Genomic DNA, 26,245 nt, shown 5'->3' on the forward strand with positions numbered 1-26,245 from the left:
CGCTTCGGTGGACTTCCCGTGAGAGAGTGGGCGGTACCCGCATCGGAGTTACACCATGAGTTCGCCCTCCTCGCCCATCGCCGCCGTGATTGCAGGACTGCTCGACACGCTGAACCGGGAGTCCCTCCCCGTCGCCGCGCCGCCCTCGGTGCAAACTTTCGATGAAGCCGCGCGAGCGCTCTATTCCATCGCGGCGCAGACACGGGCCACGCGGTTCTCCGTGTGGGCCGACACGCTGGATGACGGACAGGACGGCGCGGGCATCAGCCTCTTCTATGACGTCCCCGAAGCGCCGAACCCAACGGGGCTGCTCGGCGGCGAGCAGCGCGCGGTGCGACACCCTGTGGACGTGTCGCTGCATGGGCCGCTCACCGACGCGATGGCGGCGCTCGCGAAACGCGGCGCCGATGCCCTCCGCCCCAACCGAGGCAGCGTGAACGTCCCCTTGGACGCCGCCTCCCCGGAGCTGGAGTTCCGGGTCGTCTTCCAGCCGGGGACGCTGGGGCCGTGGGTCATCTCCGTGGCGCGGGACTCACGGGTGCGCGACGCGTTCCCTCCGCTCTCCTCGCTGCCACTGTCCGCCGAGGAAGCCCGCTTCCTGTCCGAGCGCTTCTTGAAGCTCGACACCCTGCTCCAGGGACAGATGGTGCTGTTCACCGGAGCGCGAGGCTCGGGCCGGACCACGTCGTTGCACGCGGCCATCGAGGCCCTGCCCGACGACGTGCGGGGACTGGCCGCGCTGGAGGCGCCGCGTGCCTCCGACATCCGCATCGGCATCACCCGCCCCGACGGCGAGACGGCGATGCCCGGCACGCTCCGCGCCTTCCTCCGGCAAGACCCGGACCTGGTGTTCGCGGACGAGGTCCGCTCCGATGACGCGATGAAACTGCTCATCAACTCGGCGCTGACGGGGCACGGAGCGGTGGGCGTGCTCGAAGCCACGACGCCCGAAGCCGCGCTCCAGCGGGTGCGCGCCGCGCTCCCTGGCATTCCCGTGGCGCCGCTCTTCGTCCACCACAGCGTGGACGCGGCGTCTGGCGAACGGTCCATGGCGCTGTACCGCGTGGCCCAGGACAACGCGGACCACCTGGAGCGGTGGAAGCCCGACTGAGCCACGCGCGGGTGTCACGCGGCGAGCAGGTGGCGCGGGGGCTCCGCGCGCTGACGCACACGAAGCACGGAGGATGTGCGAAACCCAGGGGCATGAAGCGTCATGCCCCCGCCACGGAACGCAATCGCGAACCCCTCCTCGCCGTCCTTCGCGAGGTCCTCCCCGCCTCCGGCACGGTGTTGGAAATCGCCAGCGGCACCGGGCAACACGCGGTGTGGTTCTCTCGCGCGCTGCCCCACCTCACCTGGCAACCCACCGACATGGATGCCGACGCCTTGGAGAGCATCGAGGCCTGGCGTGAAGCGGAGGCCCTGCCCAACCTGCTGCCACCCCGCCGGCTGGACGCGAGCGCCGAGTCCTGGCCCGAGACTCGCGCGGACGCCATCCTCAACGTGAACATGATTCACATCAGCCCCTGGTCCGCCTGCGAGGGACTGATGCGCGGCGCGGGCCGAGTGCTCCCGCCCGGCGGCCTGCTCGTCATGTATGGCCCCTACTTCGTCGAGGGCCGCGAGACGGCGCCGAGCAACCTCGAGTTCGACGCCTCGCTCCGCGACAGGAATCCGGCGTGGGGCGTGCGCACGCTGGAGGCCGTCACCGCCGAGGCCGCGCGGCACGGACTGGAGCGCGAGCGCGTGGTGGACATGCCCAGCAACAACCTCACCGTGGTCTTCCGTAAAGCCCGCCCCTCGGTCGCACCGCACTGAGACGGCGCCAACACCCCTCGGGCGGAGTGAGGACCGCCGCACACGCCCGAGCCCCCCCGCCCGCTTCACGCGCGCGCCGCACGCCACTAACCCCACGGGTGGCGCGATGGGGAAGGGGGCACCATGCCGGAGGATGAAACAGAAACGCGCACGCCCGAGACGCCGCTGTTCACCTCGGTCGCCCAGCCTCATGCGGCAGCGCCTCCAGGCCGCAAGCGGCTCTTCAGCCTGGTCCTCGTGGCCGTGGGGCTCCACGCCGCCATGCTCTTCGGCGTGGCCACCCTCTGGCGCGGCGTGCCGCGACGCATGGAGGGCGAGGCGACGCACGGCGAGGTCCTCGTGCTCCGACTGACGACGCCGCGCGCGCGGTCCGCTCCGGCCACCACCACGCCGCCCTCGTCGGACACCTCCGCCGCGGTCGCCACGCCGGACACCACCACGGCCCCCAAGCAACCCTCCCGGCTTCGCGCCGCGCGCAGGCCCCGACCCTTCCGAGCCCCCACGCCCCCGCGTGTCCCGCCCGAACCCCGCCCCCAAGCGCCCCCGCTCACGCGGCACGAGCCCGTGCCCGCGCCGAACATGCCAGCCTCCGGGCCCGGCGCGCCCACGCTCGCAGAGCCCCTGTCCGCCGCGCCGCCCGCGGGCCCTGCTTCAGACATCGAGGGCAGCCTGGCGGGACGTTCCGTCGCGGGCGCCGTCCAGCGCTCGCTCGGCCCTGGCGTCCCGGGGCTGCTCGTGGAGGCTCCTCCCGAGGTGTCCCCGGACGACACGGCGGACGCGGACCGCCGCGCGTTCGAACAGATGTTCCGCGACCGCTTCGAGGACCTGCCCTACCCGCATCAAGCCCGGATGGCGGGGCTCGAAGGCCAGTTCGTGCTGCGCATCTCCGTGGGCGTGCAAGGCCAGCTCGTGGACCTCGGCGTGGTGGGCGCCTGCCCGCACTCCATCCTGTGTGATGCCGCGCTGGACGCCGTGCGCAAGGCCGCGCCCTTCCCACCACCGCCGCCCGCGCTCGGCGGCAGGGTCACCGTCGAGCTGCCATTCAACTTCCACCTGGAATGAAGCCCGCCCCTTCACGGCAGCGTGCGAACAAGCAGGCGCCCGGAGGGCCCCCAGGTGGCGACCCGGGCCGTGCGCCGCCAGCCGTGCCCGGGAGAACGCTTGCACGCAGGCATGCATAGGTTCACCAAGCGATGCCGAACGTGCCGCCGTGGATGTGGATGGCCTTCTGGGCCACGGTGTTGGTGCTGCTCGCGGTGGACCTGCTCGCCCATCGCGGGCGGCATGGCGAGTCCCACCGCGCCGCCATTGTCTGGAGCGGCGTCTGGATTGCCGCGGGGTTGCTCTTCGACGTCCTCATCTGGCGGGTGCTGGGGGCGCGGGCCGCGCAGGAATACCTGGCGGCCTACTTCATCGAGAAGAGCCTCAGCCTGGACAACGTCTTCGTCTTCCTCGTCATCTTTCGCAGCCTGGCCATCCCCACGCGCGTCCAGCACCAGGTGCTCTTCCTGGGCATCTTCGGAGCGCTCGTCTTCCGCGCGCTCTTCATCTTCCTGGGCGCGGCGGCCATGGAGCGCTGGGGCTGGGTGTCCTACGTCTTCGGCGGCATCCTGCTCTTCACCGCCTGGCGCGTGCTGCGCGAGAACCCCGCCGAGCAGTCCGACAACAAGGCCGTCCGCTGGCTCGCGAAGCGGCTGCCGGTGACGCACCAACTCCACGGCAAGTCCTTCATCGCCAGGCTCGCGGATGGTCGGCGCGTGGCCACGCCGCTGCTGCTGGCCCTGCTGGGGCTGGAGCTGACGGACATCGTCTTCGCGGTGGACTCGGTGCCCGCGGCCTTCGCGATTACCGACCAGACGTTCGTGCTCTACAGCTCCAACGCCTTCGCCATCCTGGGGCTGCGCGCGCTCTACCTGGTGCTCGCGGGCACGGTGGGCAAGCTGCGCTACCTGCACTACGGATTGGCGGGCGTGCTCGCGTTCGCGGGGCTGAAGATGGTGCTGGAGCCCTGGCTCCACGTCCCGCCCATGACGTCCGTGGTCATCATCGTCGCGCTCATTACCGCGGCCGTGTGGGCCAGCCAGCGCGCCCGGCGACGGGAGGCACGCGCCCAGGGGACCTCCCGGCCCGACACCACCCGGAAACGGGAGGCATGAGCCAGGAGCCCCTGGAAACCTCGCACGACGACTCAGTCCACGTCGACGGCCTGCCCGTGGGCGCCCGCGCCACCCAGCACGAAGCCGTCGAAGGCCACGTTGGCCATCAGCTCCACGCGCTCCTTGTGCTTCTTCAGGAGCTCCACGTTGGCGGTGGCCGCCTTCTTGGACTCCTCGGACAGCGGCTCCACTTCGTCGTTCGCGCTGTCCGCCTCAATCGAGTCGAGCGTGTCCTGGAGCTGCGCCCGTGACTCCTCCAACTGCGCGCGCTCCGCGTCGGTGAGCGAGTCACCCGCCAGCCGCTTGTCCACTTCCGCGAGCTGGGTGGCCATCATCTTCTTGCCCTGCTCGGCCATGCCGCGAATTTGGTCCGTGCTGTCCGCCACCATGGAGGCGTAGACGGTGCCGGTGATGCTCTGGAACTCAGCGGGCGACATCCCCTGCGTCTTGAGCGCGCCGATGTACGCGGTGCGCACGTCCACCATGAGCGCCATGAACATGTTCGCCGCGTCCATGGCCGCGTTGAAGCCCGCCTTCCCTTCCGCGTCGCCCTCGTGCTTCGCCTCGAACTCCTTGGACTTCACCTCGAAGTCCTTGAACGCGGGCAGGGCGGCCTCACGCACCGACAGGTAGGCGAGCAGCCGCTTCTCGTCGAGCGGCAGCACCTGGCCCTCCGGCGGCGGCGTGAAGGGGTTGCTGGAGTTGAGCTGCTGCAGCTCCTGCTCCTGCGTCTGCATCTTCTGCACGGCCTCGAAGCTGCCGCCGAACGTGTTCTTGGCCCAGATGCCACCCGCCAGCAGCAAGCCGATACCCGCCAGGACGAAGACACCACAGCCGATGCCCAGTCCGATGAGGACCTTCTTCATGAAACCCTCCAGGGAAGACGTGTCACCACGGACCCAGTGCTAGCCGGGCTCGTCTCCTGGAGCAAGGGCCTCGGCGTCAGAGGTGGGGGGCGGCGTCCCCCGAGGCAGGCGAACCAGGAAGGTCGTCCCGTCATGCGCGGAGGAGTGGACGCGGATGGCGCCGCCGTGCGCATCGACAATGTGTTTCACGATGAAGAGGCCCAAACCCAGCCCACCCCGAGGCCCCTTGTGCTCGGGGCGCTTCATGGGCTCGAACATGCGGGGCCGCAGCTCCGGGTCAATGGGTGGCCCGGGGTTGTGCACGGTCAGCACGACGCTGTCGCGCAGGCCACGCGTGCGCACGCACACGACACCGCCATCCGGGCTGTAGCTGAGCGCGTTGTTGACCAGGTTGGTGATGACCTGCGCCAGCCGGTCCGGGTCCCACGCGCCATATCCATCGCCCCGGCACTCGAACTCCAGCGTCCGTTCGGGCCGGGCGAGCCGGACCTCCTCCACCACGTGCCGCGTCAGCACGTGCAGGTCCACCCACTGGGACTCCATGGGGATGCCACCGCCCAGGCGGGCCTGGGTGAAGTCGAGCAAATCCCTGAGCATGCGCGTGGCGCGCCCCGCGCTGGAGAGGATGCGGCCCAGCGCCTTGCGCTGCCGGTCATCCTGACCGTCCCGCCGGAGCAGCGCGGTGGCGGCCATGCTGATGGCGGAGAGGGGATTGCGCAGGTCATGGCTGACGATGCCGATGAGGAGCTGCTCGAACTCCGCCCGCCGCTTCGCCTCCTGCTCGGTGGCCCGCTGCTCGGAGATGTCCTGCATGGCGCCCACCATGCGCACCGCGCGGCCGTCGGCATCGCGCACCACCTGCCCCCGGTCGGCGATGACGGCCCAGCTCCCGTCTCCCCGCAGGAAGCGGTACTCGTCCGTCCAATGCGCCGCACCCTGGTCGATGACCATCTGGATGTCTTGCGCCACCCGTTCCCGGTCCTCCGGATGGATGCGGGCGCTCCACCCGTCGACGTTGAGCGCCGCCTCCTCGACGGTCAACCGGAACTGGACGGCGGCCAGCTCACTCCATTCGATGTCCCCCGTGTCCAGGTTCCAGTCGTAGATGACGTCGCTCGTCGCCAACGTGGCCAGCCGGTAACGCATCTCCGACTGGCGCAGCACTTCTTCCGCGCGGCGCCGCTCGGAGATGTCCAATGACACACCCGCCACGCTCACCACGTTGCCGTCCGGGCCGATGACGGGAGACACGCCCGTCATGAACCAGGACCCGCTCATCTCCACTTCCAGGATGAAGGACTCGCCCTCCTGGGCACGCATCGTGGCGGCCAGCAGGTCCGGACGGTCCCGGTATACGTCGTAGGCGGAGCGCCCCACGTACGCGCCTCGCTCCAGCCCCAGCGCGCTCAGCCGCTCGCCCTCGAAGAGGGTGATGACGCCCTGCGCGTCCGTGGCCCAGAGGACGACGGGCAACTGCGTGACGATGCGGCGCAGATGCTCGCGGGCTTCATCCCGCTCGCGCTCCAGCCGCTTCGCCTCCGTGGAGTCCGTGGAGAAGCCACACACGCCCATGACCCGGCCCTGCGCATCCGGCAGGGGGAACTTGAGCGTCTGGAACACGTGCACGCCGTCGTGCAGTGACACGTGTTCGTCGGTGGTGAACTGCTTGCCGGTGACCAGGACCTGCCTGTCATTGCCGGAGAAGATTTCGGCCACCTCCGCGCTGAACAGCTCGTGGTCCGTGCGGCCCACCACGTCGCGCCGGAGCAGGCCGGACGCCTTTTCGAAGCCGTGGTTCACGTACAGATACCGGCCCGCCGTGTCCTTCGCGTAGACCACCGTCGGCGCATGGTCGAGCAGCCCATGCAGCCAGGCGCCCGGCGCGCGCTCGTCCTCCAGGGAGGACTGCCCCACCGCCTCCTCGAGCCCGATGTCCAACACCTGGTTCAAGGCGCGCAGCTCCGCCAGTCCAGGGGTCCATCCCTCCGCCTCCAGCGTGTCGAAGATGGCGCTTCGCAGCGCCCCGTATTCGAGCACCAGCGCGCGCATGCTGAAGCCCGCCAGATAGCGCTCCCGCCCATGCTCCCGGCCCAGGGCGCGGGCATGCGCCAGCCGGGTCTCCGCGGATTCGGTCCGCAACACCGCGCCCAGCTCGGCCACCAGCTTCCGCATCCCCACCGGGTGCTCTCGCTCTGGAGGCACCAGCGCCCCGAGCACGGAGCCCACGCCCACCCGCCAGCGCAGGGCAATCTCCTCCCGAAGGGCCTCGAGCAGGTCCGGGAGCGTGCGCGGTGGCGGACTGCGTGGACTCATGCGAGCGCCTTCGTGGTCGGAGACTGCGCGGGCCTGTCCATCACCAGCCCCCCGGCCAGGTACGCCCGCCTCTTCAGGCGAAGCGGGATGAGCGTGGATGTTACCACTGGGATACACCCCAGGACTGGACCGGGCTGCCCGTCTACAACCTTGGCTCGGGTGTTGCCTCGCGGAAGGGCCTGCCGCGCCAACGCCTCGTTCGTCAGGCGACTCATCGCTGGCAGGGCACTGGCGCGCACGCGCCCCAGATGCCCCGCCCCTCCAGGCGGGCCCGTGCCTCCAGGGATTCGAACTCGGCGCGCCGAGAACGTCCCGCGGGAGGCACATGGAGGACGCAGGCATGCCCCCGCTCCACCAACAGCGTGTTCACCTCCCGCCCGTCCACGGACACGTATGCGAGCAGCCGGCCGAAGCGGTCCTCACACGCCTCGCCGTATGCGAGCGTCACCCGCCTGCCCTCGACGAGTCCCCGGTTGAAGGCATACGCCTCCGGGCCAAAGCAGTCGCCTCCCGCCCCCGTGCGCTCCGGGGTGTCCGCCAGCAGATACCGGACGCGCTCACCGCCCTCCAAGATGACGGTGTCCCCGTCCAGCACCTCCACCACCCGCGCCGAGGTGGGCCCGCACGACGCCCCCGCATCGCCCCCACAAGCACCGAGCAGGCCCGCCAGCGCGGCGCACGCCATCCAGCTTCTCGCCTTCCTCAGAGCGCGCATGGGCGGTTCTCCCCTCCCGGCGTGCCCCGGTCGCCGCGGCCGTACCGCGCCGACGGTGGCGTGGGACAGAAACTCCCGGGCCAGTCGTTCCGCTGTGGGTCGCTGCGGCTGGGGTCGAGCTGCGACGACACACCCGGCACCGCCGCGCTGGTCCACGTCACGACGTCGAGGACGCGCTCGGCCACCGAGAGTTGGAGCTTCCGGTCGCCGGCGGTGTTGGCGAGGTTGAAGGAGAAGGTGCTCAGCACCGCGGGAAGACCGCCGTTGCGGCTCGAATCCTCGCTGCGCGCCAGCACGGCCCGGCCTCCCGCCCGCACGGCCAGACACAGCGCCGAGTCGAACGTGGACTGGCTCCCGCTCTCGTTGGAGAGCGAAACGCCATTGAGGTCCACGTCGCGCAGCGCGAGCACCTCGACCCATTCCCCCGTGGCGTCGGCCACGGCGCTGGGGTCCGCCATGAACTCGGTGAGGACGACCGAGCCCACCGTGGGCGTCCTCCGCGCACGGGCCCGGCCCGTGGTCCGGTCGATACACTCCGGAACGCCCGTCCCCGCGTCCGCGCCAGCATCCGGCGTGCCCGCGTCACCCGCCCCCGCGTCCAGCCCGTCCTCGCCGCAGACGCGGTTCGCCCGGCCCGGTGTTCCCAGGTTGCCGCGCGTGCCGTAGGGCGCGACGGCCGGACACCACGCCGACAGCGCGTCGTTGCGAACGGCGTCCGCGAGCGGCGCGGACACCTGCGTGGCCACGCCATCCACGGCGGGGCCGTAGTCGACCGAGTCCACCACCTCCGTCCCCACGCGCACCTGGAGCCGTCCACCCGCGTTGCGCAGGTCCATGCCAAAGGTCGCCACGGGCGGTGGCAGTCCACCGTTGAGCGCCGCGTCGGAGCGACGGGCCACCACCGCGTACTCACCCGCGGCCAGCGACAGGCACCCTGGTCCCGACAAGGCCGCTGCGCCCGCCTCCGCCACCAGTGTCACCCCGTTGAGGTCCACGGGCGCCGTGGCCAGCAACTCCACCCATTCCCCCACCGTGTCGTCGCCCTTGGGGTTGGCCATCACCTCAGTGATGACCAGCTCACCGGGCCGAGGACGCACCACCGGCCTCGTTCCACCCTCACCACCGGCCATGCATGAATCCTCGCTCCCCGCATCCAGGGAGACCCCTCCATCCCCCACCGGGCCACACGGTGCGTTCGCGGCACCGGGACTGCCTCGGAATGGCCCTGTTTCCCCCGCGTCTGGCGTGTCGCACCAACGCGCCAGATCATCATTGCCCGCCACGTCCGGCACCCACCGGCCGTCGTAGATTCGGGACACACCGCTCTTCGCGGGCGCGGAGAGCTGGACCTCATCCAGCAAGCGCTCACCGCACCGCACGCCCAACCGGCCCGCCGAATTCCCCAGGGCCCCCAGGCCGTCGCCATACGCGTGGTCCACGTGCGCGGGCACCGGTCCCTCCCGCACATCGCCCAGCACCACGTAACCGTTGGGCTCCACCGTCAGGGACTCGGTGAACAGATAGGCGCGCTCCTGCGAACCGTCCGAGCGGGACGCGTAGAGCGTCAGCCCGTGCAGGTCCACCGCGAGGCGCGTGGGGTTGTGCAGCTCCACGTACTCCTGGCCCGTGTCCGTCCCCACCGGGTCGTTGAGGAACTCGGTGATGACCAGGTCACCCGGTAACAGTCCCGAGCACGCCACGTCCGCTCCGTCCTCCAGCGAGGTGCCTCCACAGGCCCACGCGCCCGCCAGCCCCAACACCAACGCCCAAGACGCCCATTTGCTCCACCCCACCATGTCGACCTGCCCCCTCGCGTTCATCGCCTTCAAAAGCGTGTCTCCCACTCCAGTTGGAAGAGGTGGCGCGGCGGGTCCGGAGGAACGCGCGCCACGCTGGCATCCTTGAGGTCCTTCACCCACGCGTACCGGGCGCGCGCCGACATGACGCGCGACACCGCCCAGGTCGCATCGAGCGCGGCCCGCAGCTCCTGCCGGAGGCGGCTGCGCTCGGAGAGGTCCTCGTCCTTCCACACCACGCGCCCGTGCAGCCTCAGCGCGGACACAGGCTGAAAGCGCACGTCGAACACGGCCAGCGCGTCGTGTCGGAACGCTCGCGCCTCGGGCGTCCGCACGCGCGCGTGTCCGTACTGGAGCGCGACCGACAAGCCCTCCACGACGTCCGAGCGCACGCGAGCGATGACGCCCTGCCGCGCGCTGGCGCACAGACTCGCCACGTCCGGCTCCAGCGCGGTCTCCTCCGTGCACGCGCCCGTCCCACCCACGCCGCTGTCACGCAGCTCCACTTGGAGCGAGGGCTGGAAGCGAGGCCACGCGAGCAGGTCTCCGCGCGCGGAGGCTCGCGCATGGAGCGTGCCCGCGCTCCCCGGCACCGCCCCATCCGCGGGCAGCATCCACGCATCCACCTGCCCCCGCAGCCGCCACGCGCCCTCCTCCCGCTGGAGAAAGCGCACCCGGGCGCCCAGCTCGTTGCGCACGCGCAGCCCCTCCAGGGCATCCGGCCCCGAAGGCGCGCCGCTGTAGGGATTGGCGAAGCCCCGCCCGTAGTAACGGAGTGACAGCTCCAGCTCGCGGGCCTCCCCGGAGAGCACGGTGCGCTGCAACACGCCCAGGCCGCCACCGCCACCGGGCGCGGCGTCGAAGCTCCGGGTGCCCTCGACGAAGAGGTCCAGCGCGCCCCGTCCCCACGCGGCGTCGAGCCCCAGCGCACCGAAGGCGCCGCCCGCCGGATAGCGAGCGTTGGGTTGGAAATCGAGGGGGGCGCCGTCCTGCCCCCACACGGGCCTGGCCGCCCAGCCCGTCACGCCCACGTGGCTCCGCGACGACGATGACAGCGTCGCGTTGCCCCCGCCCGCCCACTCATGAAAGGCACCGGGAAGTGTCCGCGCCGAAAGCTTCTCCTCGCGCCGGCCGGGCAGCGATACCCAGACGTCTGGCGCCTTGCACCCGCCCCGCGCGCCCGGTGACGGGCACAGCGAGCGGTCCAGCACGGCATGCCGAGGCAACGCCCGGGACTGGTACGACGCGAAGCCCGTGAGTGAGAGCGTCGCGTCGTGCCCCACCGGACCTCGCACCGTGCCCGCCACGCCCCGGAAGCTCTCGTCCCAGCGAAAGTCCGGCGTGACGTCGGACAGGCGCGCTTCGGGCTCGCAGCCGTCACCGCTGACGAGGCACTCTCGCTCCAACCCCGAGGGCGGCCGCACGCCATCATCGGGAAGGAAGCCGTCTGGAGAAGGCAGCGCCGTGGTGTCCAACGTGAGCCGCTGCCCGAAGCCCAGCCGATACGCGCCCGCCAGCACCGTGGCGCGCTCACCCGTCCACTGCACATACACCTTGGGGAGCTGCACCTTCGTCCCGGGCGCCTCCACCACGAAGGCCCGCCGCCGCGCGTCCCGCCGCAAGGGTCCCAGGCTCCGCCGCGCGAGCGTGGCCAGCAGCCCCACGCGAAGGTTCGCCACGCCTCCCGCGCGCACCTGCAGGGCCAGGGGCGGTGGCAGTCCATCCGAGGCCGAGAACGCCATCATCCACCGCGCGTCGCCCGACAACCCGCCGGACCTCCGCGTGTCGAGAAACGGCGCGAGCCGCCGTGACGCGGTGCCCGTCAGCCGTCCCCCCACCGCGCTGCCTTCGCCCCGCGTCCGCAGCACCGCGTCCACGTCCGAGTAGGTCAGCCCCGGCAGCGCATACAGCGTGGCGCGCGTCGCCAGTCCCGGGTCCACGCCCGTGCGCCGCAGGGCGAGCAGCGCGGAGAGCGTCTCGGCGGAGATGGCTCCCTCCTCCACCAACGCGAGCAGGTCCTGCGCGCCCGCCGCCTCGGGCTCCACTTCATACGGCGCGGCGTGCACGGGCGACGCCCACGCCAGCCACCACCCCAACCACCATCCCACTCCGAGCACCTGACGCACGCCGTGCGCCCAGTGCACATCCGAGACCACGATTCCCTACAAGGGCGCCCTTTTCCTTCACCGTCCGCGACGCGGGCCGGCCGTCCAGGGCCTGGACGCGGGCGGTGCGCGGCTCAGGCGCGGCCCAACCTCGGGTCCACCTCGAGCAAATCCCACGCGAGGAAGTACGCGGCCTCCGCACGGCTCTGCGCGGCTTCGTAGCGCAGGCGCGACTCCTCACTGCCATCCAAGGCCGCTCGCGCTTCGCGCAGGTCGGACTCGATGGTGAGCAGCAGGACCGCCAGATGCGGATGTTCCAGCTCCATGAGGGGACTCCAGAATAACCTGCTTTTCATGCCGAGTGGGAGTCCCGCGCGGCAATCGTCCGGCGTGTGCACGCGCGGGGCCAGCTATGCTGCCCCTCGGTTCCATGGGCCACGTCCACATCGTCCGAGACTTCCCCTCCCCCCAGGAGGGCTTCGCGCGCACCGTGCGCGTCTACACCCCTCATGCATACGATGCGCGGCCGGACCACCGGTTCCCGGTGCTCTACATGCACGACGGGCAGAACGTCTTCGCCCACCCCGAATCCGCGCTCTTCGACACGTGGTGCGCCAACGTCGCGCTGGAGCACGGCGTGGACGAAGGGCGCCTGGAGCCGTGGATCATCGTCGCGGTGGACTCGGGCGCGGGCCGGGTGCACGACTATTCGCCCTGGGGCGAGCCCCGCATGCGGATGCAGGCGCGCGGCGCGGCCTACGGCCAGTTCCTGGTGGAGCACCTCAAGCCGCTGGTGGACCGCACGTACCGCACCCGTCCGGGTTCCGAGTGGACGGGGGCCATGGGCTCGTCGCTGGGCGGGCTGATTTCGCTCTACCTCGGCTGCCGCTATCCGGACGTGTTCGGCCGCATCGGCGCGCTGTCGCCCACCGTGACGTGGGGCGCCAGCCAGCTCTTCGACGCGTGGGCCGCCCACAGCCGCCGTTGGACGCGCATCTACCTGGACGCGGGCGCGCACGAGTACACGGACGCCAGCGGCGTGCCCGTCTACTACGGCGAATCCACGCGCGCCTTCTACGAGCACCTCCAGCGGCTGGGCTACGCGGACCACGAGCTGGCGCTGGTGCTGGACCCGCACGGCGAACACCACGAGCGGGACTGGCAGCGCAGGCTCCCCACCGCCATGCACTGGCTGCTGGGGTGAGGCGCGCAGGATGAAAACCCGCGCGGCGGTGCCCCTCGCGCAGCGGCTCGTCTACGTCCAGGTGGTGGAGGGCCTGCTGGAACACGGGCTGCGAGGCCGCGTCTCGCCGCGCCTCAAGCACCGGCTGCGGCAGGCGGGCATCGACTTGGATCGGCCGCTGCTGCCGGCCTACCCGGTGCCGCTGTGGATGCAGTGCCTGAACGTCATCGTCGAGGAGTCCTTCCCCGGACTGTCCCGGGAAGACGCCTTCCGCCAGCTCGCCGAGCGCCACATCGAGGGCTACGGGCGCACCCTGGTGGGCCGCGCGGTGTACGGCGTCATGCGGCTGCTCGGTCCCCGGCGCCTGGTGCAGCGGCTGCCCCAGACGCTGCGCGCCACCGACAACTACACGGAGGTGGAGCTCCTCGAGCAGGGGCCCACGACCTTCACCATGCGGATGAACTCGGTGCTGGACGCGCCCGGCTACGCGGAGTCGCTCTTCGAATCGCTGCTGCGCCTGGGCGGCGCGGAGGCGCCTCGCGTGTCACGCACCCACGTGGCGGCCGACAGCACCACGTACCTGATCACCTGGACGGAGCGCTGAGCCCCCGCCGCTACGTCTTGGCCTGGATGAAGCGCACCGTGTCGCGCAGCGCGTCCATGTCCGTGTGGCGGGTGAGGTACATCTCCTCGCCCAGGAGGCTGTGGTAGATGGCCGGCAGCTCGCGGTGGAGGATGAACGCGGTGCCCAGCTTCTTCTCCACGTCCGCGTGGGAGTGCGCGTAGCGGCGGGACTTGCGGCGCGCGCTGTGACAGACGTGGTAGCGCGGCGTGTAGCGAAAGTCCGCCACCGGGTCTCCCGTCACCACGCGCGCCCAGAGCCGGTACACGTCGATGTCGCACGTGTAGTTCATCATGTCGACCATGAAGCCGCCGGGCGGGCGCAGGTTGGCCTCCAGCACCATGAAGCGGCCATCCGGCAGACGGAAGAACTCCAGGTGGAACCAGCGCTCGCGCAGGCCGAACGCGGCCACCACCTGGCGCCCCAGCACGTCCAGCGCGGGGGGAATCTCCGTGTGGCTCCAGAAGGAGATGTCCCGCTGCTCCACCACCGTCTCCATGCCTCCGTCGCTGTACTCGTGACTGAGGTTGAAGACGATGACGCCATGCCGGTCCACGATGCCGTCGTAGGTGACGATGGTGCCGCGCACGAAGGGCTGCGCCACGTACGTGGTGGGCAGCGGATGGGCCAGGGCCGCGTCCACCTCCGCGTCGCTGGCCACCTTGAAGGTGTTGGCGGCGCCCACGCCCACGTCCGGCTTGAGCACCATCGGGTAGCCCACGCGCGCGGCGAACGCCTTCACCTGGGCGGCATCACGGACACGGATGAGGTCCGGGTGCGGCACGCCCGCGGCATGGAACACCTCCGCCATGCCGGACTTGGAGCGCAGCCGGTGGATGTCCTCGGGCTGCAGGCCCGGCACGTTGAAGTCCTGGCGCAGCCGCGCCTCCACCTCCAGCCAGGACTCGTTGAGCGAGTCGATGCGGTGGACGCGGCCGTGCCGCCAGGTGAGGTAGCCCATCGCGCGGGTGAGCGCGTCTTCATCCGTCAGGCTGGGGACGAAGAAGTATTCCCGCAGGGACTCACGCAGCTCGGGGCGGAGCGACTCGTAGGACGCGTCGCCAATGCCCAGCACGGTGACGCCCCGCTCCCGGAGCGCGGAGATGAAATGGAAGTAATGCGGAGGAAAGTGGGGGGAGATGAAGACGAAGTTCATGGCTCCTCGGGACACGGGCGACCATATCGCGCCGCGCGCCCGCGCCCAGTTCCTGACTGAACCTCCGGGGGCGGAAAGACACTCCTGCCCGCCGGAGGTTGCCTGGAATCAGGGCTTCCCAGCGTCCAGCGGAACGCCTCAGGCGTTCGGCCGGACCATCGTCACCTCGAAGTGCCGCAGGGCGACGGGACCGGTGGTGGGGCCCTCGCGGTACATCTTGCCCGAGTCCTGGTCCACGTAGAACCGGTTGTTCGGGTTGGTGTCGGCGCCGCGGTCGCGGTGGTTCGTCGCGGGGTCGTGGAACGTGTAGTAGGTGCGGCCCTGCTCGTCCACGCCGCGGCCGGTGATGAGGACGAAGTGGTCGGTGATGCCGTCCACGTTGTCCGAGTTCTGACCCGGGCGGTGGTTGACGCCCACTCCCACGGGCTTGCCCGCGTCGAGCTGGCTGTCGATGTAGTTCAGGCCCCGCTGCGCCGCCGCGCGGTCCACCGTCACGCCGCCGCCCGTGGCGTCACCCGTGGCCACCTGGATGCGGTTGCCCGGGCCCGTCACGGTGACGCCCGACTGGGCGGCCATGGCCTGCACCGCGCGGAAGCACGCCACGTCACCCGCGCGCTCCACCTGCGAGCCGTCGTACTGGCTGATCCACTTCGCGCCCGTCTGGACCGCCGGGCGGTCCCCCGCGGGCGCGATGACCGCCGTGTCGTTGAAGTCCGTGGGCGTCGCGCTCTCGGCCGCCGTCGTCGTGCCGGACGTCAGGTTCTCCGGACGCGGACGCGGGATGGGGACCTCGGCGGGCAGCGCCGTGGTGCCGGACGTCAGGTTCTCCGGACGCGGACGCGGGATGGGGACCTCGGCGGGCAGCGCCGTGGTGCCGGACGTCAGGTTCTCCGGGCGCGGGCGCGGGATGGGGACCTCGGCGGGCGTCGCGGAGGTGTTGCCACCGTCGCGGTAGCCCCGAGCGTCCAGCGCGCGAACCAGCGCCGTCTCGCGCCGCGTCTGGTCGGCGCGCAGCCGCGTCTCGTTGTGGTCGAAGCCCGCAGCGCGCAGCTCGCCGGCGTCGTTGCGGAACGCGTTCACACGCGCGTCGACCAGCGCCTCGGGCGTCACGCCGCGGGGGTCCTGCGCCAAGCGGGGCAGCTCGCGGTTGATGAAGTTCTGCGCCGCGCGAGGTGACTGCGTGTGCAGGTCGTAGAAGGTGGAGGCCAGCAGCGCGTTGTTCGGGTCCAGGCCCGCGCGCTGGGCGGCGGCCTGGTACTGCGGCGTCACCCGGCCCAGCTCACGGTTCCAGAGGGCGTCCGCTTCCGCCGGCGAGTTCGCGCCCGTGCCCTGGTAGGAGAACGAACCGCGGTTGTGCTTGGCATTACCCGGGTCCGTGTGGCCCCCGTAGCTCGCCGTGAAGCCGCCGTTCGGCGTGCGGTTGCCTTCCGAGGTGCCAATCACAATGGCGGACTCGGAGTTGGTCCCGCCCTGGCGGAACGCATTCAGGTCGATGTTGCGATAGCCATTCTGGGTACCGGAGACACTCGCGGTGCCCGCGGGCGTGACGCCCTGCGCCATGCCCGCCTGGGAGGTGCCGGCCTCGAAGCTGTCACGCCGCTGTGACCCACCCGTCTGCAGGCCCTCCGGACGCGGCATCGGGCGAGGGGCGTTGGCCGCCGCATCGAACCCGTCGCGCGCACCCGGGATGGTGAGCGTCTTGCCCGTGATGATGCGGTCCGGGTCGCGGATGTTGTTGGCGCGAGCCAGGGCATCCACGGTGGTGTTGTTGCGCCGCGCAATGGAGGTGAGCGTGTCACCCTGACGAATTCGGTAGGAGGTGCTGCTGCCAGACATTGTCGGCTCCATGGGGGGGCGATTGATTCAGACGCCTCCATGGTTTTCCGGATCAATTTCTGAAAGTTGCGTAAGCCGCGAAAGCAACAGTAACAGCGTTTTAATCCAGTATTCCCAAACGCCAAATAACGCAACGCAACAATGAGGTAGACTCAGACACCCCACTGGGTTCTGTGACGCAAGCGTTGCAATCGCAAACTTGCGTCACAGGTGGGTCAATAATTGACCTGAAGCTGCACCCGCGTCACGTGGCCCTGTTGCTGGATGTAGGGGTAGCGCGACGAGGTCCGGTCCGCGATGAGATAGGCGCCCGTCAGCTCGAGCGCCTTGTTGATCTGCCACTCGGCGCCCAGCTCCACCTCGCGCACGTCGTAGCGCGGCGCGTTGGTCTCGAACTTCTTGCCGCCTTCGTAGATGGTGCCGCGGATGTAGGGGATGAGGGACACGCCCACCACTCCGTCCAGCTTGTACATGAGCTGGGCATAGCCGCCCCGGAGCCGCCGACTGTCGATGAGCAGGCCATCGACGGGCCCCTCGCCCAGCGAGGGACCTCGGCCCAGGTTGTACTCGGCCTGGAAGCCCAGCGGCTGCGGGTAGATGGTCAGGCTGACGATGGCCCGCGCATCCACCTGGTCATCGCCCCGGGCGAGCGCATAGGGCGCACCGTCCCGAGGGGAGGCGCTGAGATTGAAGCGGCCGTAGTACCCGCCCACGCCCGCTTCGACGAACTGCGAGCCGAACAGGAAGGGCCACGTGACACGCACGACACCATGGGGCGTGTCATTGCGCTCGGCGCGGTTGGCCGTCTGGCCATTGTAGACGCCAAAGCCCACCACGCCGTAGTCGCCCGAGCCCTTCAGGCCGCTGTCGACGAGGAACTTGAAGCGCTGCCGGATGGTGTCGGGCGCCCAGTAGAAGAAGACGCCCAAATCCCGCTCATCCTTGAGCGCGCTGTTGATGGCGTCGTTGCGGTCCAGCGCGAGACGGTTCTGGCTGGACTGGAGGTTCTCGAAGCCGAACGGCACCTTCGACTGGCCCACGCGCAGACGGAACTCCTTCTTCGCGTCCAGGAAGATGTCCGCGTACCAGTCCCGCATGATGGTGACGTGGTACTGGTCCCCGATGACCGAGGCGAAGTCCGGCTGGAGGTAGATGGACACCCGGTCATGGACGTCGCCAAACAAGATGACGCGCGCCCGGCGGATGCCAAAGCCATTGTCCTTGCCGAGGAAGCGGTCGCCCTGGTCGTTGATGAGCGCGTCATTCACCCGGAAGCTGGGGAGCCGGTTGTAGCGGAACTGCGTGTAGCCCCGGATGCGGATGCGCTCGTACCAGGCCTGCTCCTTCTTCTCGGGAGGCGCGGACGGCTCGGGCTTCTCCGGCCGGGCGGGCTCAGGAACGGGCTCGGGCGCCGGCGCTTCGGGCGATGCGGCCTCACCGGGGGCTGGGGGCACGGCTTCGTCTTGTTGCGCGTGCGCCAACGGGGACAGCAGCAGCGCGGTACCGGACAGCAGAGCCTGGAGAGCAACACGGAACGATGCGGTGGAGGACATGAAGGCGCGAACCTGCCGACGGCGCGCGAAGGCGCGTCCGGGGTCGAAGTTGCGCTCCCGTTACAAGACGGGATGCAGGGCCGCAACGCAACGGACCCTGTTGTTGCCCCACCGTCACAGGCTGCACGACCGTGTCACCCAACGGCCCAACACACGTCACCCGTTCGTGACATGTGTCGGGCCGCGCCCTTCACGAACTTCAGCGCTTCCAGCTCCCGTCCACCAGCCGCTGGATGCGCAGCTCGAGCGGGGGGTGGCTGGAGAAGAGCGCCATCATCCCGCCACCGCGAATGCCGAACGCCTGCATGTTGGACGGCAGCATGGCCGGCTCGCCCTGCTGCATGCGCAGCCGGTCCAGGGCTCGCGCCATGGCTGAGGGGTCCACCAACTGCGCCCCGCCGTCGTCCGCGCGGAACTCCCGGCGGCGGCTGTACCAGGCCACGATGATGCTGGCGCCAATGCCAAACACGATTTGGAGCACCAGGCTGGTGATGAAGTAGGCCGGCCCCGTGCCGCCGCTCTCCTCGCCGTCCTCGGAGCGGCTGAGGAAGCGGTCCACGAAGAAGCCCACCACGCGGCTCAGGAAGATGACGAAGGTGTTGAGCACGCCCTGCAGCAGGGTGAGCGTCACCATGTCACCGTTGGCCACGTGGGCCACCTCATGGCCGAGCACGGCCTCCACCTCGTCCCGGCGCATGCCGTGGAGCAGGCCGGTGGACACCGCCACCAGGGCGCTGTTGCGGTTGGCGCCCGTGGCGAAGGCGTTCATGTCCGGGCTGTCGTAGATGGCCACGTCCGGCATGCCGATGCCCGCGTCCCGCGCGAGCCGGCGCACCGTCTCCAAGAGCCACTGCTCGGCCTCCGAGCGCGGCTGCTGGATGACCTGCGCCCCGGTGCTCCACTTCGCCATGGGCTTGGACAGGAGCAGCGAGATGATGGAACCGCCGAAGCCCATCACCGCCGCCATGATGAGCAGCCCTGGCAGGTTCAGGTTCACGCCCTGACGGACCATCAGGTTCTCCACCCCGATGATCCGCCCGACGATGGCCAGCATCGCGACCACCGCGAGGTTGGTCAGGACGAACAAGGTGATGCGCTTCGCGAAGCTTCCCTTCATGGCCCTCTCTCCCTAGAAAAAACCTTGGGGACAACATTCAGCAGCGCGAGGCGAATGCAAGCTCCGCCGGCCGCTTCTTGTCCCATTGGGACTAGAACAGCCTCCCAGGAGGCCGCTTCCCAAGGTTGTTCCTTCAGGGAACGAAGGTTTTCTCTATGGAACGGCGCCGCGGGCCTTCTACGGGGTGCCCGCCAGGCCGCCAGGCCGCGCGCCAGGCGGTTCCTCGCGCCGGTCCAACAGCAGCGGGGTGGCGAGCCGGCTCTCGGGATGCATCTCCAGCAGGAGGTGGAGGATGCCGCCGATGCCGGGCATCACTCCCGGGGTGAAGGCGTTTCGGGACCAGCCGCCCACCGGCCCCCGCTCTTCCAGGCCGGAGAGGATGGCCGCATCCCAGCCATCCCGGTCCGCGCCCACCGCCTCCGGGTCCAGGCGGCGCCACCGCTCCAGCAGCTCCCACAACCCCAGGTCGCCATGGCACAGCGTGTGGCTCCAGCCGAAGCCCTCGCGGAGCCCGGCGGCGACCGCCCGGCGCGCCACGTCCAGGTGGCGCGCGGAGCCGGTGCGGACGTGCAGGTCACACGCCGCGAGGCCAATCCCCGTGCTGCCATGACACCAGTTGGTGAGGAAGCGCGAGCCCACGCCGTTGCGCGCGTCCCGCCAGTTGCCCACGTCCGGGTCGAAGAGCGTCTCCTCGAAGTCGAAGGCCGCGTGCGCCAGGTCGAGCCACGACTGCCGCTCCGCCTGGGTGCCCGCGCCGCTCAGCGTCAGCCGCGCGAGCGCCCAGCCCATGCCCGTGGCGCCATGGGCGAAGCCGCCAATGGCCTCGGGGAACATCGACGTGGCCCAGCGCGCGCCGGACGCGTCCCGGGTGGCCGTGGCGACAATCCTGCGCCCGGCCCTGACGGCGACGTCCCGCCACCGCTCCTCGCGCGTCAGGCTGGCGAGGTTGAGCAGGGGGACGACAACGCCGGACACGCCATCGAGCACGTCCAGCAGCCGGTCGTCCTCGAAGCGCTGCTCCGCCAGCAAGGCCGCGCGGGCCCGGGCACGCTCCAGCATCCAGGGCTCGCCCTGGAGTTCGTAGAGCGAGCTCCACGTCCACACCTGGGAAGCCAGCCCCAGGTAGGCGCCCACCGTCTTCGTGGGGACCTGGTCCTCCGTGGCGCGGAGCACGGCGAGCGTGCCCTCGTACAACGCGTCCAGGCCCGCCACCGCGTCCGCGCGTCCCTGGGCGTGCTCATGCAGATATTCGGCGAGGCAGAGGGCGACGCCGCCCTGGCCCGTGTAGACATCCGCCGCCAGGGGCCGGATGGCCCAGCCGTGCTCGGCGAGGATGGGGCTGACCCAGGTCACGGTGCCGTCGGTGCCCTGGATGGCGTTGTCGCGTAAGCGCTCCAACAGGCTCGCCGCCATGGCCCTGCGGCGGCGGTCGAGGTGTTCCCGCTGGGGATGGGGCGGAAGCTGCTGCCGGGGCGGCGGCGCTCGCTCGTTGAGATACGCGATGACCAACGCGCCCTGGATGGTCATCTCCTCCAGCGGGAAGTCGGCGGTCCGCCAATCCGCGAGGTGGTGCTGGATGAGCGCCTCGTCCACGGTGGCGGTGAAGACGGGCACGTCGCCCGCGAGCATGTCGCGCACCTCGCCGTCGATGAGCTCGGGCTCCGTGGGCGCACCGGGGGAGGACTCCGCGTTGCGCCGCAGGATGTCGCGTCCCCGAGCCACGGCCGCGGGCTCGTCGTGCAGCGACGCGGGATGCCACAACATGCGGATGATTTCCGCGTAGACCTGCGTGGGCCTGCGAATGCGACGGACCTCCCGGCCGCCGAAACGACGCAGCAACGGGTGGGGACCGGCGTCCCGCTGCTGAAGCGTGGCGGTGACCTCATTGAAGCCCGCGACCACCTGGTCCCAGTACAACGCCAGGACAGGCGTGGGACTGGGGTGGTTCTTCGACGCGGAACGCTCCACCTGCGTCATGCCCATCCGCGCCGCCCCGGTGCCGCCATCCACGATGGTGGGCATGGGAATCAGGGGCTGCTGCCCCGGCAGGGAGCCCGCGGCGGAGATGTCCAGGCCCGCCAGCGCCAGCCCATCCGCGCGAATGGGCAGGATGCCGGTGCGCAGCACGGTGCGACGGATGAGCGCCGCGGCGATGTCCACCGCCTGCCCCCGGCCCGAGGCGGGAACGAAGGGGTCCGGACAGAACAGGCTCTCCACATCCACCACGATGGGCACCGGGCCCGCCGCCACGATGTTCTCCGAGTGCAGGTCCGTCCCACCCACCAGCCGCATCACCGCGAGCCAGTGCCCCAGGTTGCGATAGAAGCGTGACAGCTCGGCATCGCCCTCGCAGTAGCGGTGCTCGACGAACTCCGCCCAGCCGTAGCCGTCACGCGCCACGACACCAGGAACCCGGATGCGCACCTCCTCCGGGACGCCCGACAGCACGTCCTCGAGCAGCTCACGCACGGACTGGTCCAACTGCACGGACCGGGGCTTGTACATCACCTTTCCCAGCTCGAGCTCCAGCCGCGCCACCGCCTGGCCTCCCCGGTGCGTGTCCCCTTCCCCCAGGAAGATGGCCTTCAAATCGCCCTGGGGCCGGCCCGACAGATTGCCCAGCAGCGCCCGGTCGGCGGCGAAGCGCTCCGCGAGCTGAAGCACGGCGCCCACCTGGTTCTGGCACAGGGCCGCCAGCCGCCGATGCAGCGTGGGGTAGCGGCCGCGCAGATGGGCGTCGAAGTCGGGCGTGCAGGTCAGCTCGAGGAACTGCGTCCAGCGCTCGCGCTCGTCCTCGGCGGTGAGCCGTCCCGTCAGCGTGGCGGCGTGGAGCTCCAGCAGGAACATGCGGTTGAGGCGGAGCTGCGCGGTGTCGCGAAGGCGGCGGGCGGCGGCCTCATCCAGGACGGCGCGCTCGGCATCCCCCAGCTTGCGAACCTGACCGAGGCGCTCCCGCAGCGCCGCGAGGAACGGCTCGATGAGCCTGTCGACTGGACGCGCGAACCAACCAGAGTCGGAGTTCCCGGACATGCACCGCACCTCGTCGTGAGTGGCCGTACGAACGCCCGAAGGGCTGGCGCCGGAAGGCGGGCTTCCGACGCCACCTCGTGGCGCTCAGCAGGGGATGATGGGCGCCGAACGACTCAGCAGCAGAACCCCGTGCCCGAGGCGCTGCACGAGCTACAGCCCGTGAAAATCATCAGGGACTCGTCGGTCAGCGCGGCCTCCGTCGCGTCGCCACCCACGTACAGCGGTCCCGCCGGATTCGACACCCCGTGAGCCTCCTCGGAACCGGAGAGCCAGCCCGCCAGGATTTCCTGCACGCGTGCATCGGTCATCTTCGCCATGAACGTCCTCCCATCGGATTGAACGAACAGCGTCATGCGCGGGGAACTCACCGCCGGAACGCGGTCAGCGCCCGCGCAGGCAATGACAAACCAGACGTTTCAAGGGACCGTCTTGTCCGGGCGCGCCATCCGAGCCGCCATCCGCGAACTTCTGGACACCCCGCGCGCGACGGCAAGCCCGCAGCGACGGTTGGGAATGAACGGGGGACATTCCCATGGAAGATTTCCACCACAATGAATGACACGAGTCACGCCGGCCCTCTGTCACCTTGACGCAACTTTTCCGTCACGAGGTGAAATGCCTCTCAAGTTCGAGCGCGTGACGGAACCGACACGTGGTTTTGACGCAGCCCCAGGCAACTTTCTTTGAGCGGTTGGGAAAATGGGTCCAACTCCATTCTTCTGCTAAGGGAAGACCCCCCAATGGTAGCCATTGCCCGCAACTCCCCTGCTGCTTCCAGCAGCGCGTCCCGCGCTGCCTCGCCCACGCTGCGCAGTGGCGCGCGCGGCGCGGCCGTGACGACGCTCCAGAACAAGCTGCGGGCGGCGGGCTTCAACCCGGGCGCCTCGGACGGCGTGTTCGGCCCCAAGACGCTGGCGGCGGTGCAGTCCTTCCAGCGGGCGCGGGGCCTCCAGGTCGACGGCATCGTGGGCCCCAAGACGTGGAATGCCCTCAACTCGGCGGGCGGCGCGGGCGGCTCGGGTCCCACGCTGCGCAATGGCGCGCGCGGTGAGCCGGTGCGGGCGCTCCAGCAGCGGCTCAACGTGCTGGGCTTCAAGTCGGGCACGGCGGACGGCGTGTTCGGTCCCCAGACGCTGTCGGCGGTGAAGGCCTTCCAGCAGTCGCGTGGCCTGACGGCGGACGGCATCGTCGGTCCCAAGACGTGGGACAAGCTGGGCATCAACGTCCAGGGCCCCGTCACCAACCCGGGCGGCGGCGGTGGCGGCCGGGTCGTCACGGGCTATGTGAATGGCCAGGCCCGGCAGATTTCCCTCTCCGGGGTCCCGAACGGCAAGGAGATGCGCACGGACGCGGCGGCGGCGTTCAACCGCATGCACGCGGCGGCGCGCGCGCAGGGCATCACCCTGAAGGTGAACAGCGGCTTCCGCAGCATGGCGGAGCAGGAGGCGCTGTACCGCGCGTACAAGAACGGCACGGGCAACCTGGCCGCGCCTCCGGGCTACTCCAACCACCAGGGCGGCATCGCGGTGGACGTCCAGACGGGCGGCACCGGCACCTCGACGTACCGGTGGATGGCCAACAACGCGAAGAACTTCGGCTTCGTGCGCACCGTCCCGTCCGAGCCCTGGCACTGGGAGTACCGGCCCTGAGACCGTGAAGCACCGAGTTCCTCGTCGTCCGTGTCGGTCAGGAGAGAGACATGAAGAAGCTGCTCATGGCGTTCGTGGTGCTGGCGTTTCCCGGCGTAACCGCCGTGGGCAGCCTGGCCTATGCGCCGGCCGCGGACGCTCAGGGGTCCCGCGTGTCCTGCACGTACACGTACTTCCACGACGAGGCGCTCACGGAGTACTTCATGACGCTGCGCTGCTCCTGCGCGGAGCCGGACTGCTACAACAGCGTGGAAGTGACGCCGTTCTACACGGTGGAGTGCATCGACGCCTGCTGAGCCCGCTTCCGGCCGGCTGTGGCCCTAGCAGGGAATGTCCTGTCCCTTGAGGATGGGGACCAGCTTCTCTCGAACCTCCGTCATGAACGCAGCGAGGCCATTCTTCTCGCCTCGCTGCTTCAGGAGGTCCAGGGATGCTTCCTCGAGACACTGGTGTTCGCGGCGCCAGTCGTCTTGAGTCAGCTCCGACAGCGCGCGCTTGATGTCGGTCTTCGCGCCGTGCTTGCGAGCATCGAGTTCGTGAGACTTCGTGAGCGGGTCGATGGACAGCCGTTCGCTGAGGCGTTGTAGTCGATTGGACTCCTCGTGCCCCTGCGGCTCGAAGCCGGAGAGCACCCACGCTTCGCGCTTCGGCTCCGCCAACGCGATGACCACTTGGAAGGGCCAGGGGTACGAACGCCGAACCTGCTCAAGCCCGATGCGACGTGACGCATCTCCATCGCTATCACGTACCAGCACGACAGCGGTCGGCGGGTGATTGAGCGAGCGGAAGAGCAGCAGCGCCTTGCGAGCCATGAGCGCGTCGGGCTTCCCCGACTCATCTCCGAAGCGCCCCATGATGGGCTTGAGCCCTCGTCGCGAAAGTTCCTCCTGTACGTTTTGCCACCGCACGAACCGGTTATCCGGCGTCGGGTGAACTCCACACCACCTGTACAGTGAGTCGCGAACCTCGGGTTGCGCCCATTCGACGCAATCGGCGATGACCCGGTCGGCAATCACACATGCCGTCTGCTGGTCCGCTCGGGCTTCGCAGACGACGCCGAACACATAGGCGGACTCACTCATTCGGAGTGGCCTCACCCAGCCTTCCAATCCAGTCCTCCCCCACGCTGCTCCAGAACTCGCCCGGTGCCATCAGCCCCTTCCACTTCTCGAATTCGGGGTGCGCGGTCAGCTTTTCGCACCGCGCGAACCCGTTCTCCGCGAGGAAGGTCATGCGGACCTCCTTCGGGTCGAGGTCGTTCAGGATGAAGGGGGAATGACTGGTGGCGATGATCTGAACGCCAAGGTCGCGCTTCTGGATGGCACGCAGTGCCGCGATGAGACGGGACTGGGCCGCGGGATGGAGTGACAGCTCGATGTCGTCCAGGAGCACGAGTCGGGGCTTTGATGGGCCCATGAGCGCGGTGAGCAGGCCGAGCACCATTAGCGTGCCTTCGCCCGCCGAATCGGGAGCAACTCCCTTCGCGCCCTTCATGTCGAAGACGACTTGGTTGCCCCAGAGCGTCCGCTTCTCGGGGACCTCGTGACGCTTGTCGTCCAATGAAATGGTACGAACGGCCGTTTGCTCAACAGCGGCACGCTCAATGCGAATACGCCTTACCGAAGGGACGATTTCCTTGAGGGCCACCTCGATTTCGGTGAACACCTCATCCTGGCTCAACTTGAGATTGGCCAGCACGGACGAAAGCCCTCTTCCGTCCGAGGCCAATGAAGGAACGACCTCGTCGCTATACGAAGGCGCCGCTAGCAGACTGGGTACAAAGCGCAAAATGGCAGTGGCGCTTAGTGCCTCCCTTAGAAGCACCAACTGAGAATAGTCCACATCCGATTGAAGCCCGCCCGAATTTGGGGCGAGCGAAAACGGAAGAGCGTGGGGGGCTCCGCGCTGACTTCCTTGAACCCTAAACCCGTCCCTTCCAACCTTGCCGCGAAGCCAAAAGGGCAAGATCAGCTCTTCCTTCTGCACCGGCTCCAACGGGCTGTAAGCCGTCACGGAACCGTCGATACCCGTCCATTTTCCTACTGCCTCAATTTCGACAGAAGCCCTGCTCCCATGCGACTGGAAAAGAGGACCAGGCCAGTAACTCCAACCTCCTGTCAGTAGATTGCTGGCAACCACCGACAGCAGGTGCAGCCCCTCCAACAGCGTCGTCTTGCCCGACGCATTCGGGCCCACCAGGACCGTGAAAGGCTCCAGCTCCAAATCGAGCGAGCGGTACGCCTTGAAGTTGCGGAACTGAACCTTCTCGATCACGGCAACGCCTCCCGTCCCCCATTCTCCCCTCCCCTGGCCAGGGGAGGGAAGAAAGG

Annotated in this window: 22 protein-coding genes; 8 read left to right on the forward strand and 14 right to left on the reverse strand. The window is 69.6% G+C overall.

Annotation, left to right across the window (positions count from 1 at the left end; genetic code table 11):
* Positions 1-55 precede the first annotated feature (55 nt).
* The 4 genes from A176_RS31210 (at position 56) to A176_RS31225 (ending at position 3,974) form a co-directional block, all read left to right on the forward strand.
* Entirely contained in the window at positions 56-1,111 is a 1,056-nt protein-coding gene (locus A176_RS31210) for an ATPase, T2SS/T4P/T4SS family (RefSeq protein WP_002636088.1), read from the forward strand.
* Positions 1,112-1,203: 92 nt separating this feature from the next.
* Complete coding sequence (locus tag A176_RS31215) at positions 1,204-1,818, forward strand: DUF938 domain-containing protein (RefSeq protein ID WP_021781361.1); 615 nt, start codon at positions 1,204-1,206, stop codon at positions 1,816-1,818.
* A 123-nt stretch (positions 1,819-1,941) separates the two neighbouring features.
* A complete protein-coding gene (locus A176_RS31220) occupies positions 1,942-2,880 on the forward strand; it encodes a TonB family protein (protein WP_002636090.1) in 939 nt (312 codons plus the stop codon).
* A 131-nt stretch (positions 2,881-3,011) separates the two neighbouring features.
* Positions 3,012-3,974: a TerC/Alx family metal homeostasis membrane protein gene (locus tag A176_RS31225; protein ID WP_002636091.1), complete on the forward strand. Its 963-nt coding sequence runs from the start codon at positions 3,012-3,014 to the stop codon at positions 3,972-3,974.
* A 32-nt stretch (positions 3,975-4,006) separates the two neighbouring features.
* Here the strand turns inward: A176_RS31225 and A176_RS31230 are convergent, their stop codons facing one another.
* The 6 genes from A176_RS31230 to A176_RS31255 form a co-directional block, all read right to left on the reverse strand.
* Positions 4,007-4,840 carry a hypothetical protein gene (locus tag A176_RS31230; protein ID WP_002636092.1) on the reverse strand — a complete coding sequence of 278 codons (834 nt, stop codon included), beginning with the start codon at positions 4,838-4,840 and terminating at the stop codon, positions 4,007-4,009.
* A 39-nt stretch (positions 4,841-4,879) separates the two neighbouring features.
* On the reverse strand, positions 4,880-7,153 hold the full coding sequence (locus A176_RS31235; protein ID WP_002636093.1) for a sensor histidine kinase: 2,274 nt from the start codon (positions 7,151-7,153) through the stop codon (positions 4,880-4,882).
* 211 nt (positions 7,154-7,364) lie between these two features.
* On the reverse strand, positions 7,365-7,868 hold the full coding sequence (locus A176_RS31240; RefSeq protein WP_044890353.1) for a thermonuclease family protein: 504 nt from the start codon (positions 7,866-7,868) through the stop codon (positions 7,365-7,367).
* The gene (locus A176_RS31245) at positions 7,856-9,688 is read right to left on the reverse strand and encodes a lamin tail domain-containing protein (protein WP_226994430.1); all 1,833 of its coding nucleotides are present in this window, start codon (positions 9,686-9,688) and stop codon (positions 7,856-7,858) included. Before A176_RS31245 ends, A176_RS31240 begins: the two co-directional genes overlap by 13 nt.
* Before the next feature lie 5 nt (positions 9,689-9,693).
* Complete coding sequence (locus A176_RS31250; RefSeq protein ID WP_044890352.1) at positions 9,694-11,820, reverse strand: hypothetical protein; 2,127 nt, start codon at positions 11,818-11,820, stop codon at positions 9,694-9,696.
* A gap of 83 nt (positions 11,821-11,903) precedes the next feature.
* Positions 11,904-12,095, reverse strand: a complete 192-nt coding sequence (locus tag A176_RS31255; protein ID WP_002636097.1) for a hypothetical protein — start codon at positions 12,093-12,095, stop codon at positions 11,904-11,906.
* A 104-nt stretch (positions 12,096-12,199) separates the two neighbouring features.
* On the opposite strand from A176_RS31255, the gene A176_RS31260 reads away from it, so the two are divergent.
* The gene (locus A176_RS31260; RefSeq protein WP_002636098.1) at positions 12,200-12,973 is read left to right on the forward strand and encodes an alpha/beta hydrolase; all 774 of its coding nucleotides are present in this window, start codon (positions 12,200-12,202) and stop codon (positions 12,971-12,973) included.
* Positions 12,974-12,983: 10 nt separating this feature from the next.
* A complete protein-coding gene (locus A176_RS31265; RefSeq protein ID WP_002636099.1) occupies positions 12,984-13,556 on the forward strand; it encodes a DUF2378 family protein in 573 nt (190 codons plus the stop codon).
* 10 nt (positions 13,557-13,566) lie between these two features.
* On the opposite strand, the gene A176_RS31270 is transcribed toward A176_RS31265, so the two are convergent.
* The 6 genes from A176_RS31270 to A176_RS31295 all read right to left on the reverse strand — a co-directional run bounded on the left by A176_RS31270 (position 13,567) and on the right by A176_RS31295 (position 22,583).
* Positions 13,567-14,730 (reverse strand): ATP-grasp domain-containing protein, encoded by a 1,164-nt coding sequence (locus A176_RS31270; RefSeq protein ID WP_002636100.1) that lies wholly within the window; start codon positions 14,728-14,730, stop codon positions 13,567-13,569.
* A gap of 138 nt (positions 14,731-14,868) precedes the next feature.
* Positions 14,869-16,566 carry a LysM peptidoglycan-binding domain-containing protein gene (locus tag A176_RS40925; protein WP_002636101.1) on the reverse strand — a complete coding sequence of 566 codons (1,698 nt, stop codon included), beginning with the start codon at positions 16,564-16,566 and terminating at the stop codon, positions 14,869-14,871.
* 215 nt (positions 16,567-16,781) lie between these two features.
* The gene (locus tag A176_RS31280; protein ID WP_002636102.1) at positions 16,782-18,119 is read right to left on the reverse strand and encodes a porin; all 1,338 of its coding nucleotides are present in this window, start codon (positions 18,117-18,119) and stop codon (positions 16,782-16,784) included.
* A gap of 199 nt (positions 18,120-18,318) precedes the next feature.
* A complete protein-coding gene (gene htpX / locus A176_RS31285) occupies positions 18,319-19,236 on the reverse strand; it encodes a protease HtpX (protein WP_002636103.1) in 918 nt (305 codons plus the stop codon).
* 177 nt (positions 19,237-19,413) lie between these two features.
* The gene (locus A176_RS31290; RefSeq protein ID WP_002636104.1) at positions 19,414-22,266 is read right to left on the reverse strand and encodes a type 2 lanthipeptide synthetase LanM family protein; all 2,853 of its coding nucleotides are present in this window, start codon (positions 22,264-22,266) and stop codon (positions 19,414-19,416) included.
* A 113-nt stretch (positions 22,267-22,379) separates the two neighbouring features.
* Positions 22,380-22,583, reverse strand: a complete 204-nt coding sequence (locus A176_RS31295; protein WP_226994039.1) for a DUF6229 family protein — start codon at positions 22,581-22,583, stop codon at positions 22,380-22,382.
* A gap of 423 nt (positions 22,584-23,006) precedes the next feature.
* Between A176_RS31295 and A176_RS31300 the strand changes: the two genes are divergently transcribed.
* Positions 23,007-23,915, forward strand: a complete 909-nt coding sequence (locus A176_RS31300) for a peptidoglycan-binding protein (protein ID WP_002636106.1) — start codon at positions 23,007-23,009, stop codon at positions 23,913-23,915.
* A 50-nt stretch (positions 23,916-23,965) separates the two neighbouring features.
* Positions 23,966-24,211, forward strand: a complete 246-nt coding sequence (locus A176_RS31305) for a hypothetical protein (protein WP_002636107.1) — start codon at positions 23,966-23,968, stop codon at positions 24,209-24,211.
* A 24-nt stretch (positions 24,212-24,235) separates the two neighbouring features.
* Here A176_RS31305 and A176_RS31310 read toward each other — a convergent pair whose 3' ends face one another.
* Together A176_RS31310 and A176_RS38380 are read right to left on the reverse strand one after the other, a co-directional pair.
* Positions 24,236-24,997 carry a hypothetical protein gene (locus A176_RS31310; RefSeq protein ID WP_044890349.1) on the reverse strand — a complete coding sequence of 254 codons (762 nt, stop codon included), beginning with the start codon at positions 24,995-24,997 and terminating at the stop codon, positions 24,236-24,238.
* Positions 24,990-26,189, reverse strand: coding sequence for an AAA family ATPase (locus tag A176_RS38380; RefSeq protein WP_082282863.1), 1,200 nt, complete (start codon positions 26,187-26,189; stop codon positions 24,990-24,992). The genes A176_RS31310 and A176_RS38380 overlap by 8 nt, the downstream gene beginning before the upstream one ends.
* Positions 26,190-26,245 lie beyond the last annotated feature (56 nt).

Source organism: Myxococcus hansupus, from assembly GCF_000280925.3.
Lineage (GTDB): Bacteria > Myxococcota > Myxococcia > Myxococcales > Myxococcaceae > Myxococcus > Myxococcus hansupus.